Source organism: Bacillus sp. MBGLi79, assembly GCF_002953915.1.
The window spans coordinates 2,419,625-2,433,239 of sequence record NZ_CP026521.1 but is presented as its reverse complement, the minus strand read 5'-3'; the positions used below and the strand labels follow the sequence as shown (position 1 = coordinate 2,433,239).

General features: G+C 43.1%; 14 protein-coding genes and 1 other RNA gene. 8 read left to right on the top strand and 7 right to left on the bottom strand.

Annotated elements, in window-relative coordinates; translation table 11 throughout:
• Positions 1-604 (top strand): hypothetical protein (locus C1T29_RS11995; RefSeq protein ID WP_208945451.1); only part of this gene is annotated, 604 nt, incomplete at its 5' end.
• A gap of 18 nt (positions 605-622) precedes the next feature.
• Here the strand turns inward: C1T29_RS11995 and C1T29_RS11990 are convergent.
• Entirely contained in the window at positions 623-1,411 is a 789-nt protein-coding gene (locus C1T29_RS11990; RefSeq protein WP_103749002.1) for an MBL fold metallo-hydrolase, read from the bottom strand.
• A 202-nt stretch (positions 1,412-1,613) separates the two neighbouring features.
• Between C1T29_RS11990 and sufU the strand changes: the two genes are divergently transcribed.
• From sufU to C1T29_RS11970, 4 genes are all read left to right on the top strand, one after another.
• Complete coding sequence (gene sufU / locus C1T29_RS11985; protein WP_020451508.1) at positions 1,614-2,045, top strand: Fe-S cluster assembly sulfur transfer protein SufU; 432 nt, start codon at positions 1,614-1,616, stop codon at positions 2,043-2,045.
• A 94-nt stretch (positions 2,046-2,139) separates the two neighbouring features.
• On the top strand, positions 2,140-2,604 hold the full coding sequence (locus C1T29_RS11980; protein WP_026579698.1) for a Fur family transcriptional regulator: 465 nt from the start codon (positions 2,140-2,142) through the stop codon (positions 2,602-2,604).
• Positions 2,605-2,648: 44 nt separating this feature from the next.
• Positions 2,649-3,314, top strand: coding sequence for a GntR family transcriptional regulator (locus tag C1T29_RS11975; RefSeq protein ID WP_026579697.1), 666 nt, complete (start codon positions 2,649-2,651; stop codon positions 3,312-3,314).
• Between the two features lie 7 nt (positions 3,315-3,321).
• Positions 3,322-4,296, top strand: coding sequence for a DMT family transporter (locus tag C1T29_RS11970; protein WP_208945450.1), 975 nt, complete (start codon positions 3,322-3,324; stop codon positions 4,294-4,296).
• A 54-nt stretch (positions 4,297-4,350) separates the two neighbouring features.
• Here C1T29_RS11970 and C1T29_RS11965 read toward each other — a convergent pair whose 3' ends face one another.
• Complete coding sequence (locus C1T29_RS11965) at positions 4,351-5,112, bottom strand: N-acetylmuramoyl-L-alanine amidase (protein ID WP_103749001.1); 762 nt, start codon at positions 5,110-5,112, stop codon at positions 4,351-4,353.
• Between the two features lie 159 nt (positions 5,113-5,271).
• On the opposite strand from C1T29_RS11965, the gene ssrS reads away from it, so the two are divergent.
• From ssrS to C1T29_RS11950, 3 genes are all read left to right on the top strand, one after another.
• Positions 5,272-5,458, top strand: a non-coding RNA gene (gene ssrS, locus C1T29_RS11960) — 6S RNA.
• 141 nt (positions 5,459-5,599) lie between these two features.
• Positions 5,600-7,375, top strand: a complete 1,776-nt coding sequence (gene recQ, locus C1T29_RS11955) for a DNA helicase RecQ (protein WP_103749664.1) — start codon at positions 5,600-5,602, stop codon at positions 7,373-7,375.
• Between the two features lie 246 nt (positions 7,376-7,621).
• Positions 7,622-8,485, top strand: a complete 864-nt coding sequence (locus C1T29_RS11950) for a LysM peptidoglycan-binding and 3D domain-containing protein (RefSeq protein ID WP_095431585.1) — start codon at positions 7,622-7,624, stop codon at positions 8,483-8,485.
• 569 nt (positions 8,486-9,054) lie between these two features.
• On the opposite strand, the gene desR is transcribed toward C1T29_RS11950, so the two are convergent.
• The 5 genes from desR to C1T29_RS11925 form a co-directional block, all read right to left on the bottom strand.
• Positions 9,055-9,654: a two-component system response regulator DesR gene (gene desR, locus C1T29_RS11945; protein WP_014664257.1), complete on the bottom strand. Its 600-nt coding sequence runs from the start codon at positions 9,652-9,654 to the stop codon at positions 9,055-9,057.
• A gap of 18 nt (positions 9,655-9,672) precedes the next feature.
• Positions 9,673-10,785, bottom strand: coding sequence for a two-component sensor histidine kinase DesK (desK, locus tag C1T29_RS11940; protein ID WP_014664256.1), 1,113 nt, complete (start codon positions 10,783-10,785; stop codon positions 9,673-9,675).
• A gap of 119 nt (positions 10,786-10,904) precedes the next feature.
• Positions 10,905-11,963, bottom strand: a complete 1,059-nt coding sequence (gene desE, locus C1T29_RS11935) for a Delta(5) desaturase DesA (protein ID WP_040082903.1) — start codon at positions 11,961-11,963, stop codon at positions 10,905-10,907.
• Positions 11,964-12,124: 161 nt separating this feature from the next.
• Positions 12,125-13,102: a S66 family peptidase gene (locus C1T29_RS11930; protein WP_095431588.1), complete on the bottom strand. Its 978-nt coding sequence runs from the start codon at positions 13,100-13,102 to the stop codon at positions 12,125-12,127.
• A 63-nt stretch (positions 13,103-13,165) separates the two neighbouring features.
• Positions 13,166-13,615, bottom strand: a 450-nt coding sequence (locus C1T29_RS11925; protein WP_208945449.1) for an N-acetyltransferase, incomplete at its 5' end; no start/stop codon positions are given.

Below are 13,615 nucleotides of genomic sequence, written 5' to 3'. Positions count from 1 at the left end.
TGAAATCATTCTCGTGGTTCCGCGGGAAAACGTATTTGCAAATGAAACGCTGACCTTCCAAGGCGTCAACAGCGACGGTGAGAAGGTTGGGAAGATCATGGCGCATATTGAACAGCACTTCAGTGAAATGAGAAGGGGAGACGCCGAAGAAGATCCTGCGTTTAAACAGCCGATCCCTTATGTTGTCATCAAAAGAGAAGACGAAATATTTGTATACGAGCGGCTCGAAGGCGGAGGGGAAGCGCGGCTTCACAACAAGCTGTCACTCGGCTTCGGCGGCCACATGAACTTTGCCGAAGGGCTTGATTTTTCCGGTATTCTGAAGTTAAACACAGACCGTGAACTTGATGAAGAGCTTCTGATTGAGGAATCAGATAAAGAAAAAATGGTGACGCTCGGACTGATTAATGATGATGAAAACAGCGTCGGAAAAGTACATATCGGAATCCTTTCAGCGCTTGAGTTAAAACCGGGCGCACACGTTGAAGTTAAAGAAAAGGAGCAGATTGCCGGCCGGTGGATGAAAGCCAGTGATCTGAAAGATAAAAGCGTCTATGACAGACTTGAATCTTGGTCACAGTTTGTCGTTGATATCTTAGTTTAAATGGGAAAACTCGCTGATTCAGCGAGTTTTCTTTTCGTATTGGACCGGTTTCCATTGAAAAAGTGAGCCCTGCTTTTCGATTAACCCGAAACCAGGGTAGGGGAAATGACACCCGTGGAGCAGGACCTGTCCGTTATAAGCCTGCCGGGCCAGCAGTCTTCTTGTCTTTTCTCCCTCTTTAGGGTCATGCTCAAGCGAAACCCGCAGCTTTGGATTGGAGATGCTTTCGGGAATGTGAAATGCGTCATTGATGATCTGACAGACCCCGTCTTTTGTCTGTAATTCAATAGTCAAGTGTCCAGGCGTATGTCCGGGCGTATGGATCAGCTTCAGTCCGGGAAGCAGTTCGGTATCTTCTGTCAGCAGCTTCAGAAGCGGCCGGACAGTGGAGAGAATGCGAAACTGTTTAGAAGCCGGCGTTTGTTTTGCGTACAGCCATTCTGCTTCACTGATCAGATGAACAGCGTTTGGAAAAGCGGGTTTCCCGTTATTCAGAAGACCTCCCGTATGATCTAAATGACTGTGTGACAAAATGACATAGTCTATGGAGTCAGGCATAATTCCCGCCTGTGTCAGGTGATGAATCAAGTGCCCGCTTTCTTGTCCGCCTGTTTCGCCAAATCCCGTATCAATCAGTATCCGTTTTTCGTTCGTTTCCAGGCAGATAAAGTTCAGCGCTACTTCAAATTCTTCAGCTTCATGAGGGTCTCCTCCCGCCAAAAAGAAATCCCTTGAAACTCGAAATGCTCCATCAGATAAAATTGTCATTTGAAAAGAGTCGAGTTGAATGCGGTCTGGCTCCTTCATAATAAATCTTCCCCCTTTGCGTTTGACCGATCTGTCTCTTTATTAGAAGAGGCAGTTTCATTGTGTCTTTTCATTTGCGGTGAGCTTCTTGATCGGTTATTATTAAATCGTAATGATTACGATTTAATAACGGAAGTATAACTAAATCCGTTTGTTCTTTCAACCAAAATACAACTGTTTAAAAGGGAAGGAGCATCATTTCATGCCGAAACTGGAAGAGCTGTATCGGTCCGTCATTATGGATCATGCAAGATACAGGCGAAATTTTCGAAAAATCGATAAACACAGCGCGTATTACGTCCATTACAAAAATCCAACATGCGGTGATGTGATGACTTTGTTTATCGACATTAAAAATGAAAAGATCGAAGACGCAGCTTTTATCGGAGATGGGTGCAGCATCAGCATGGCTTCCTCATCAATCATGACTGAACTGATAAAAGGAAAGACGTTAAAAGAAGCCGGGCTAATGCGTGAAGCGATGGAAAATATGATCAGAAAAGGAGAAGAACCGGCAGAGGATCTGCTGGGAGATGCCGTTTCCCTGATTGGCGTCCATCCGTTACGGGCCCGCCATAACTGTGCCCTGATGCCTTGGCAGGCGCTCGATCGGATCAAGGAGAACGTTTATTAAATGAACATCACATCTAAAGCACTCCGTTTCTAAGGCAGCCAGGCAAAGAATATCGGAAGATTCAAGGGAAAAAAGGGGCAGTGACGAAAGAGGTATGGAAAACGAAACGAATGTAAAGCAGGAAGCGATGGCGCAGCTTAAACGGAAAGGCATTCGAATGACGCCGCAGCGGCTGGCCATCTACCATTATTTTTTAGCCAACAGGAACCACCCTACAATAGCTGAAATTCAACAATCATTGAGGGAGATATATCCTGCCGTCAGTACAGCGACGATATACAACACCATCCGCTATTTTAAACAAGAGGGCCTTATAAAAGAAATGGGGTTTACCGATCCGCTTCGTTTTGATCTGGCTCTAGAGGAACATGATCATGTCATATGCGAAGTATGCGGGAAAATCGTCGATTTTCATTGTCCGCAACTGGAGAAAGTAAAAGACATTGCGGCACGGCTGACCGGATTTAAAGTGACACATCACCGATTGGAACTGTACGGCATCTGCAAAGATTGCCAGGCGAAAAGAAAATACGCCGCTAAAGAGAAAGGGGTTAGATAAAAAATTTGGTTGTGCATAAAACCAAAATCCGATATATTGGTTTTATGATGAAAAATAACATTAAACGAATCAAACGAATTTCGCTTCGGGAAGAAGTGTATCAAACGCTGAAGCGCACCATCGTACATTTGGAACTAAAGCCGGGGGAGCGCTTGCATGATCAGGAGCTTGCAGAGCAGTTTGGCATCAGCCGCACACCTGTCAGGGAGGCGCTCAAACGCCTGGAAGATGAAGGACTTGTTGAAACTGTTCCGGGTTCAGCAACACGTGTAGCACCGTTAAATCGCGAGGAAGCTGAACATGCTTTTACAGTCACTGCAGCACTGCATGCGCTGGCTGTCAAGCTGTCGTTTCCTTTTTTAACGGATTCAGACCTTGATCAACTGGAGGCGCATAATCAAACGTTGCAGCAAGCGATTCAAAAAGAAGACATTATCGAAGCAATCGAATCGGATGCTGCTTTTCATGAGGTGTTTTTACAAGCATCAAAAAACCCGGAAATTACCCGGGCATTGGAGAGAATTTCTTCAAAAATTTACCGCCTTGAGATGTCGCAGTTTTCCTCGATCGGCAGCTTGAAATCTGTCGAACAGCATCAGAACATCATCGATGCCTGCAGACAGGGGGATCGGAATGCGGCCATCAAGCTTGCCGAGGAAAACTGGCTCAGTCTCGGAGACCGATTGGCCGGACATCAGGAAAAGGAGTGAGGGGATTGTGAGGCCGATTATACTGGGCGTTTTTGCAGCCTTCTTTTTTGCTTTTACATTCGTTTTAAACAGGGCGATGGAGCTTGAAGGGGGAAGCTGGATCTGGAGCGCATCGCTAAGATTTATCTTTATGGCGCCTCTTTTATTTGTCATTGTTTGGCTGAGGGGGAACGTAAAAGAACTTTTTCAGGAAATCAAAAAAGCACCGGGCATTTGGCTGAGATGGAGCATCGTCGGCTTCGGCCTCTTTTATGCGCCGCTCTGTTTTGCGGCGGCTTACGGGCCGGGCTGGCTGATTGCAGGAACATGGCAAATCACGATTATTTCCGGCTCCCTTTTGGCGCCGCTTTTTTACGAAACCATCCAAACAAAAACAGGTCCCGTACAGATGAGGGGCAAAATTCCCTATAAAGGGCTGGCGATGTCGTTGATCATTTTAATCGGGGTGGCGCTGATGCAGGCTGAGCATGCGGCACAGCTTTCTTTGCATGAGATGCTGCTGTGCGTCGTGCCGGTTATGTTGGCTTCATTTGCATATCCGCTTGGGAACAGAAAAATGATGGAAGCATGCGCCGGGCGCCTTGATGCTTATCAGCGGGTATTGGGGAGGACGTTGGCAGGCCTTCCGTTTTGGCTGATCCTCTCACTGTACGGGCTGGCATCGGCGGGTGCGCCCAGCCGGGGACAAGTCATTCAGTCAGGTTTGGTGGCTGTCTTTTCCGGAATATGCGCAACTGTGCTGTTCTTTGCCGCAACCGATCTTGTAAAAGGGGATATGCGAAAATTAGGGGCTGTCGAGGCCACACAATCGTTTGAAGTGCTGTTTGCTGCCGCTGGTGAAATTTTGCTTCTTTCAAGTCCGCTTCCTGGTGCCATCTCATGGAGCGGCATGGCACTTGTGATTATCGGAATGGTGTTGAACAGCCATGCATCGAATCAAACGCAAAAGCCGGCGATTCAAAGTAAAGCTGCAAAAGCATAAAAAAAGCCTGCGATCTATACGAGACAGATCGCGGGCTTTTCTTGATGATTGTCCCTATTCCTGGTAAATGAAAGCGTCAAATCCGGCGTTTTTGGCTTGCTGAACGAGCGCTTCGGCATTTTCTTTGAAAGAAAAAGCGCCAATTTGCACTTTGTAAAGGCTGTCCCTGTAAATCACAAGGGCATCAAACCCTTTCGCTTCCGCTTGAGCGGCAAGCGAATCGGCATTGGCTTTGGTCCTGAAAGCGCCGATCTGCACTTTATAGAGAGCTGCTGCGTTTTTGGAAAGGTTAAATGCCCTTGCGAGTCCGTTGGCGTGGCCTCTGGCAATGGATTGAATAAACGCGGAAGACTTCAGTTTCTCGGCGTCGTTTGTATTGTCTACAAAGCCATTTTCCGTAAGGAGTGCGGGCATGGCTGTTTCTCTAAGAACATGAAAATTTGCCGTTTTCTTGCCGCGATCCCTGAAATCGACAACTTTTAAAATCTCTTCATGCATGATATCCCGATAGGTGGTGGTAGGTGCGCCGACGCCGGGATAAATGTAATCCTCGAAACCTGTCCCGCCCCCGGCATTCATGTGAATCGATAGAAAGTAGTCCGCTCCCCAGCTGTTCGCGGCGTTCGTGCGTTGCGTCAGACTGACGGTTTGGTCGCTTGTCCTGCTCAACAGGACTGAAACATTTTGATATTCATTCAGCAGCATGTTTCTTAAAGCCAAGGCGGTTTGCAATGTTAACTGTTTTTCTTGCAAACCATTAGCTGAAGCACCTGTATCAGTCCCGCCATGGCCGGGATCGATAAAAATTTTTACCACAAGACATCACCTCAATAGACAGTCTATGAACAGATGGACATGAAGGGTTGTACGAACGTCATAAGATTACGGAATTTTGTAAATATTCAACTTATTATAGAGCGTCACATTCTCTTTAGGCAAGAGGTTGCATTTTTAATGTTTTTATCATATAATTCAATTACGCTGCATTGTACGTAATGATAATTAAGTTTTAACCTTTAAGCTGTAATAGGGAGTTTTATATCGAAGCTGGAATGTCATGCCTCCATTGCTGAGGACGACAGGAACGTTTCTGCAAACACCCACTTTGAGGAGTGGTGGTTTAAAACTTTCTTACTTGCATACGGCAAGATGTAGCGAAAGCCATTTCCTTTTCGGAAATGGCTTTTTATTTTATCTGAAAAGGTTGGTATAGTGAAAAATTCAATTTTTGTGTGAAAGAAATGAAGGCCTCTTTTTTATGATATGATGGGAGAAATTCAAGGAAAAGCGAGGTTTACACATTATGTTACATAGAGCCCAATCCCTTCTGGCTCATTATTTTGGTTATGAAAAGCTTCGCAGCGGCCAGGATGAAGCGATCCGCTTGGTAACGGAAGCGAGGCAAAATACGGCCTGTATTATGCCAACGGGAGGCGGCAAATCGATTTGCTATCAAATTCCAGCATTAATGTTTGAAGGGACGACGATCGTCATTTCACCGTTGATTTCCTTGATGAAGGATCAAGTTGATGCATTAGAAGAAGCGGGGATTAACGCCGCCTACATTAATAGCACACAATCCAATCAGGAAATATACGAGAGGCTGAACGGACTCAAAGAAGGGGCTTATAAGCTTTTTTACATTACACCAGAGCGACTAACGTCCACGGTGTTTATCCGGATTTTGCAGGGCATAGATGTTCCTTTGGTCGCAATAGACGAGGCGCACTGTATTTCTCAATGGGGGCACGATTTCAGGCCAAGCTACAGAAATATTGAAATTTTGTTCCGTGAATTACACGACAAGCCTGTCATCATGGCGTTAACAGCAACAGCCACACCCGAGGTTCATGATGATATTTGCAAACAGCTGCACATTCAAAAAGAAAACACGGTATATACCGGATTTTCACGAGAAAATTTAACCTTTAAAGTAGTAAAAGGAGAAAATAAAGATCGTTTTATAGATGAATATGTGCAAAACAACAGACATGAAGCAGGAATTGTCTATACCGCGACCAGAAAAGAAGCTGATCGGATATATGAGAGATTGAAACGAAATCAGATCAGGGCAGGGCGGTATCACGGAGGTTTGGCTGATGATGTGAGAAAAGAGCAGCAGGAAAGGTTTCTTAATGATGAGCTTCAAGTGATGGTGGCAACCTCTGCTTTTGGAATGGGGATTGATAAATCAAATATCAGATTTGTTCTGCATGCACAAATTCCAAAAGATATGGAAAGCTATTATCAAGAGGCTGGACGAGCTGGGCGGGACGGCCTTGCCAGTGAATGTGTTCTCCTGTTTTCACCGCAGGATATTATGGTGCAGCGCTTCTTAATTGAGCAATCAGAACATGAAGAGAAACAAAAGCAGGATTTAAAAAAGCTGAGACAAATGGTCGACTATTGTCATACGGAAGATTGTCTGCAGCGTTTTATCCTTATGTATTTCGGAGAAAAGGAGCCTGATGCGTGCGGACAATGCGGAAACTGCACTGATACAAGGGCGGCCCATGACGTGACGCGGGAGGCGCAAATGGTCTTATCTTGTATCATTCGCATGAAAGAACGATTTGGCAAGACGATAGTTGCCCAGGTGCTTGCCGGCTCCAAAAATAAAAAAGTTCTTGAAAACGGTTTTTCGGACCTTTCAACATACGGAATATTAAAACACCAATCAGTTGGCGAAATCAGTGATTTTATTGAGTTTCTTATTTCTGACGACTTTATCAGGATGTCAGACGGAACATTTCCGACTCTTTTTGTCAGCAGTAAAGGTAGGAATGTGCTGAGAGGAGAATTATCAGTAACGAGAAAAGAAGCGTTAAAAGCGGCAGCGATAACTGAAAATGACGAGCTGTTTGAACGATTGCGCATGGTTCGGAAAGAAATCGCGGCTGAGCAGGGTGTTCCGCCATTTGTTGTCTTCTCTGACCAAACGTTAAAAGAAATGTCAGGAAAACAGCCCGTAAATGATGAGGAACTTTTGTCTATAAAAGGAGTCGGAGAACAAAAAAGAGCAAAATACGGCCGGCTTTTTTTACAAGAAATACAAGCTTATGCAAGGATGACAGACTAAAAAACAGAAAATCAATCTTTTTTTCTATAAAAAACACATTTTATTTTCTCTGTTTTGCCTTAAAATAAAAAGACTTGCGAAGCCTATTATATCAAGGGTTCAGCAAGTCTTTCCATCAGAGAGAAATCCTTCATGTAAAGGAACTGTAATCTAAATCATATCTTTTTGTTATTGATTTGACATTTACGTGTGTTACGATATCACCTGTTAGCCGCCAATAAAAAGCTAACAAGGGAGGATTTACTTATGAAGAAGACGATTATGTCCTTTGTGGCAGTTGCTGCACTTTCAACAACTGCATTCGGAGCTCACGCTTCTGCAAAAGAAATTACGGTGCAAAAGGGTGATACGCTCTGGGGAATCTCTCAGAAAAACGGAGTGAACCTAAAGGACTTAAAAGAATGGAACAAGTTAACTTCTGATAAAATCATTGCAGGAGAAAAACTGACCATTTCTTCAGAAGAAACAACCACTAATGGGCAATATACAATTAAAGCGGGAGATACGCTTTCTAAGATTGCTCAAAAATTCGGCACGACAGTCAACAACCTGAAAGCTTGGAATAACTTAAGCTCTGACATGATCTATGCTGGATCAACTCTTTCAGTAAAAGGTCAGGCAACAGCAGCAAACACAGTTGTTGAGAATGCGCAAACAAGCGCACCTCAAGCTGCACCAAAACAAGAGGCTGTGCAAAAAGAGCAACCTAAACAAGAAGCTGTTCAACAGCAACCTAAACAAGAAACAAAAGCTGAGGCAGAAACTTCTGTTAATACAGAAGAGAAGGCTGTTCAATCAAATACAAATAATCAAGAAGCTTCAAAAGAACTAACAGTTACTGCTACTGCTTACACTGCTAACGACGGCGGCATCTCCGGCGTTACGGCAACAGGCATTGACTTAAATAAGAACCCGAACGCGAAAGTTATCGCGGTTGATCCTAATGTGATTCCGCTAGGTTCTAAAGTCTATGTTGAAGGCTACGGGGAAGCAACAGCAGCAGACACTGGCGGCGCTATTAAAGGAAATAAAATTGACGTATTTGTACCAAATAAAAGCGATGCATCAAATTGGGGCGTCAAAACTGTAAGTGTGAAAGTCTTAAACTAATGATATAGATTGTGATAAAAGACATGAGCTTTTGGCTTGTGTCTTTTTTTCTTTATCATATGCTGATAAAGAAAAGTGGTCCCGTTTTTCTTTTTATGTGCGATTCAGGGGCTCTCGGGTTCAATGAATGATTTCACATTACAGAGACATTTTGCACCATGGCATTTATAGCTGGTTGTTAATATCCTTGATCGGCGAAATGAGCTGCTGTGTATCTTTTTTTGCGGATAAAAGGCAGTTGGATGTAGCAGTTGCCCTATACGGAATCGGATTCATTTTAGGCGGTTTTTTATTGTCATATTAGGCACTCTTGCAGTTGGGCAATGCAGCTTGTGAGCGGAGTTGGACAGCAGATGACTTTCCATTAAATACGCAATTCAATCGATATCAGCAATTCAGCAGATGTGCAGTGGCGGCGATTTTAATAGGACAACTAGTCAATCTGAGGCTGTTAAGCATATCATCGTTCAGCTGGCTTTAAGAGTGAAGGATATCGATCCGTCTTATTCCGGTTCCGGCGATGTATTCAGGTTAACAAAAAAGATCTTGGCAGATGCCAAGATCTTTTTTTATTTAAACCAGCCTTTTTCTTTTGAACGGGTAATGGCTTCAATTCGATTTTTCACTTCAAGTTTTTCTAGAATCATTGAGATATAATTTCGCACCGTTCCGCTTTTGATGCTGAGTTCCTGAGCGATTTCTTTGGTATTTTTACCGTTAGCCACAAGTTCAAGCACTTCTTTTTCTCTATCTGTAAGAGGGTTAGCCTCGCTGTATAAGTCCTCCATCAGCTCAGGTGCATAGATGCGCTTTCCGTTCATAACGCTACGGATGGCGCAGGCGAGCTCTTCGCTCGGACTGTCTTTTAATAAATAGCCTTTTACGCCTGCTTTAATAGCCCTCTGAAAGTAGCCGGGTCTGGCAAAGGTGGTTAGGATTATAATTTTGCAGCCTGTATTCTTTAGCTCCTCGGCAGCTTCAAGGCCTGTTTTTCCAGGCATTTCAATGTCCATAATACATACATCAGGCTGGCGTTTTTTGACAAAATCAACAGCATCTTGGCCGGTTGTCCCTTTTCCTACGACTTCCATATCGTCTTCTAGGTTTAGAAGTGATCCTAAAGCGCCCAGCAGCATTTGCTGATCTTCTGCAATAAATATACTAATCATGTAAGCCATCCTTTATGTTTATTTTGAATTATTAGGAATTGCCATGGTAAGCTTGGTGCCGTTTTCGGTATCGATGTGAAGGCTTCCGTTTGCAAACTCAAGCCGTTCTCTCATCCCGAGTAAGCCATGTCCTTTAGAAAAGGAATTTTCTTCTCCTTTAAATGTTCCATCGTCAGACACTGTAATGACAACTTCCTTCCAGAGCTGCTGAATGTCTACTCGGCAAGTTTTAGCCTGACTGTGTTTGACGACATTTGTGACAGCTTCTTTTAAGCACATGCTCAAAATGTTTTCATTTAGCAATGAGATATTTTCGGGCCACTTCTCTTCTTCATAGATAAACGTAATGTCTGCGGCTTCGAGAATCTGTTTGATGTTGATCAGTTCATCCTTGAGCCGGATGCCTTTCATGGAGGATACGATTTTTCTTACTTCATTTAAAGAAGTTCTCGCTGTTTGCTGAACACTTTTCAATTCACGAGCTGCTTGTTCGGGATCTTTGTATATCAATTTTCTCGCTAAGTCGCTTTTTAATCCGATAAGAGAAAGCTTTTGTCCAAGCGTATCATGGAGATCGCGGGCAATTCGCTGCCGTTCTTCTAATTTTACCAGTTCTGCAATCCGTTCATTTGCATCCTCAAGCTTTTCTTCCAGCCGTTCGCGTTCCTTGCGGCTTCTTATACTGAAGGGCAATAAAATCGCGCTGATGAGGGTAATGACGACAAAAGGAATTTGAGTCAAAAAGAATTCCTTTTTTAATACGAGACTGAAATTAGCTGCGACAGCCGCGCTTATTAAATGGACATAATATAAAATGTGAAAAGGGACGCGTTCCTTAATGTTTCCAATAAAATACGCGATAAAAAAAGCAAAATAAATATAACTGAACAGAGTAATGGAGGACGTCGAAATGCCGATTAATAAAAATCCCCACAAATAAATGGTCCAGCCTTTTGAGACGAAAGCAAATCTATATACGGAAAAAAATAAAAGCGTCAAAATGATGCCGACGATAATAACAAATGTAGATGATGATTTCCATATAAAGTAGAAGGGGAGAATGAAAAATATTGTCCATATATAGGGAGTAATTCCGCTTAGTTTTTGAAATGTAAAATGCTTTTTAATCATGATCTTACCTCATTTTCAGCTTTTCATCTTACTTGTAACTTTATCATTGTGAAAGCCGGAATGCACCCTCCAATAATAAAAAGGAAGTCCTCTAGTATATTAGAAGACCTCCTTCATCATCAGGCGTTCTTTCGCAACTGCTCTTTATCTGGTGAACCAGGCGAAGAGCTTGAAGGTTTATGTTTGATGTCCCGAAAGGACACAAATTGTTTTTTATCTTCATCCCAAAGGCGGAATGCAAGTGATTGCAGACTTGTTTTTAAGGTAATTGTCGGTACGTTTTTTAATGGTTCGTGATGTTCATGAGCCACTTCAAGCTTATAGTTAGGCACCTTTGGACTCAAATGATGCACGTGGTGGTAACCGATATTGCCTGTCAGCCATTGAAGCAGCTTCGGAAGCTTATAAAATGAACTGCCTTCAACAGCGGCCTGAACGTAGCTCCAGTTTTCATCCGCTTCAAAATAAGAATCTTCAAAGGTATGCTGCACGTAAAACAGCCAAACACCGATTGAACCTGAAATCAGAAATATCGGGCCTTGCACGAGCAAAAACGATTGCCAGCCAAAGATCAGACAGCAAGCGGCAGCCAACGCGGCAATTGCCAGATTCGTAAGGTATGTGTTTACACGCTCCTTGCGTCTTGCGCCTTTTTTGTTAAAACGGTTCGTGATCAGAAAAACATAAATCGGTCCGAGAATAAACATGATAAACGGGTTTCTATAAAGTCTGTAGGCAAGCTTTGTTCGTCTGGATGCAGCCTTATATTCGTTCACTGTTAACATCCAGATATCACCTGTTCCGCGTTTATCCAGATTGCTGCTTGTCGCATGGTGAATCGAATGGCTGTGCTGCCATTGAAGATACGGGAATAAAGTCAGGACACCTGTCAGAAAACCAAGAATATGGTTATAGCGTTTTTGTTTGAAAAAAGATTGATGGCAGCAGTCATGGAAGATGATAAAAATTCTTGTCAGAAAACCCGCGGCAATCACTGTTAATGCTAACGTAAGAAGATAGGAGACATTGAGGCTGAGATAAGCAAGAAACCACAGGCCGAAGAATGGAATAAACGTGTTCAAAAGCTGAATCAGGCTGTTTTTCGTTTCAGGCTGAGCAAATGCAGCGACTTGCTTTGTCAGCTGTTTTTGTTTATGTGCAACGGTTTGTTCAGTCATAGTAAGTATCCTCTCATTGTGTGTCTCGGTTCAGTATACGCTAATGAGAGAAGTCTTTTGTAGTAGCACACATCATGCCTCCTATATGACATTTGTCATGTCTGGTGCGCCTTGCATAACCGATTGCGCTAAAAAAGCTTGTAAAAAAATTTACAAGCTGATTAATGTTTATCGATCCATATTCGCGATGTTCCCGAAACAGCTTCAATTCTGCATGTTCCCCCTATAGGGAATGTGGCAATTGGCGAGGTATGTCCAGCATTTATGTTTGCGATGACCGGGATGCCGGATAATTCTTTTTTTGTTTCGATCATGGCTTTTACGAGATCCATTGATACGTTTGATGCTTTCTGAAATCTGCCGATCAAAATACCCTTTACATGTGAAAAAGCGGGGAGGTGGATGAGTGATTGCAGGTCGCGGTCAAACATGTGGATGTCTGACATATAATCATCTTCAATCAATAAAATGGTATGTTCTGTTTCTGGAAAATACTCCGTTCCCTGCAGCAAATTAAGCGTGCATAGGTTTCCGCCAATCAAAGTGCCTTCCGCATAACCCTCTTGAATCACAACAGGTCCGTTATTAGGATAAAAGTGCCTGCTTTCTTGATCCAAATACCAGCGGTCATCGCTCCATTCGCTCGAAGGATGAATCTCAAACGGGTCGTCCGAAGCGCAGCAAGAAAGAAAATAATCTTGTGTATAATCGAGCCCTTTTTTCATTGCAAATGTTGAAAAGTGGGGGCCTGAATACGTAACAAGACCCGTTTTTTGATAAATGGCATTGCTGAGGGCCGTTATATCAGAATAGCCGCACAGAATTTTTGGATGCTGTTTGATTTTTTCGTAATCAAGATAGCGCAGCAGCTGATTTGAATTGAAGCCTCCGAGTGTCGTTAAAATCGCTTTGACGCCTGGATCAAAAAAGGCCGTGTGCAGATCATGGACTCTTGATTCGATAGAGGATGAATCAAATTCGTTACATTCATTTGCATGTTCAGCAATGGTGACCCGATAACCTAAGTGTTCTAATGTTGTTTTTGCTTGAACTTTTGCTTCGTTTGATAATATAGACATGCTGGTTGCGGGAGACACAATCCGGATCTCGTCTCCCTTTTTCAGTTTTGAGGCGTACATAGAACCCTCCATCAATGGTTTTACACCATTACAGCACATCTAGGCTCATTATTCCAGATTTTTTTACAAATCAACCCACTTAATGCTGCCGGATTGTGTATCAGGATCGACGCATACTTTGAATTGATGTTTTTCATAAAAATGAATCAGCCGGTCTACATGATTCCAATCACGCTTGGCAATGTCGCCTGTGACTTTCGGAATATTGTGGTCTCTGGCGATATCTTTTAAATATTTCATGCAAATGGAACCAAACCCGTGATTCGGAGGGCCTTTGATATCCCCGATATGAATGGCATCATCCTTGTAAGACGCTACAAGTGAAAAACTGCCTTTTCCTCTGTAAGCCGTTTTACAATCAGTAAGCATAATTTTGCATGTTTGGCCATCATCAATCGAGGAAACAATCATCCACTCTTGATGTTTCGATTGATCAATACCAAGCACTTTGGCATCCTTATATAAATCCTTCATATTCTCCTGCATTCGGTAAATTTGAAATTCTAATTCATT

Coding starts and splice junctions, on each gene's coding strand:
- C1T29_RS11990 (WP_103749002.1), bottom strand. CDS start 1,411: ATGAAGGAGCCAGACCGCATTCAACTCGACTCTTTTCAAATGACAATT.
- sufU (WP_020451508.1), top strand. CDS start 1,614: ATGCCGAAACTGGAAGAGCTGTATCGGTCCGTCATTATGGATCATGCA.
- C1T29_RS11980 (WP_026579698.1), top strand. CDS start 2,140: ATGGAAAACGAAACGAATGTAAAGCAGGAAGCGATGGCGCAGCTTAAA.
- C1T29_RS11975 (WP_026579697.1), top strand. CDS start 2,649: ATGATGAAAAATAACATTAAACGAATCAAACGAATTTCGCTTCGGGAA.
- recQ (WP_103749664.1), top strand. CDS start 5,600: ATGTTACATAGAGCCCAATCCCTTCTGGCTCATTATTTTGGTTATGAA.
- C1T29_RS11950 (WP_095431585.1), top strand. CDS start 7,622: ATGAAGAAGACGATTATGTCCTTTGTGGCAGTTGCTGCACTTTCAACA.
- desR (WP_014664257.1), bottom strand. CDS start 9,654: ATGATTAGTATATTTATTGCAGAAGATCAGCAAATGCTGCTGGGCGCT.
- desK (WP_014664256.1), bottom strand. CDS start 10,785: ATGATTAAAAAGCATTTTACATTTCAAAAACTAAGCGGAATTACTCCC.
- desE (WP_040082903.1), bottom strand. CDS start 11,963: ATGACTGAACAAACCGTTGCACATAAACAAAAACAGCTGACAAAGCAA.
- C1T29_RS11930 (WP_095431588.1), bottom strand. CDS start 13,102: ATGTACGCCTCAAAACTGAAAAAGGGAGACGAGATCCGGATTGTGTCT.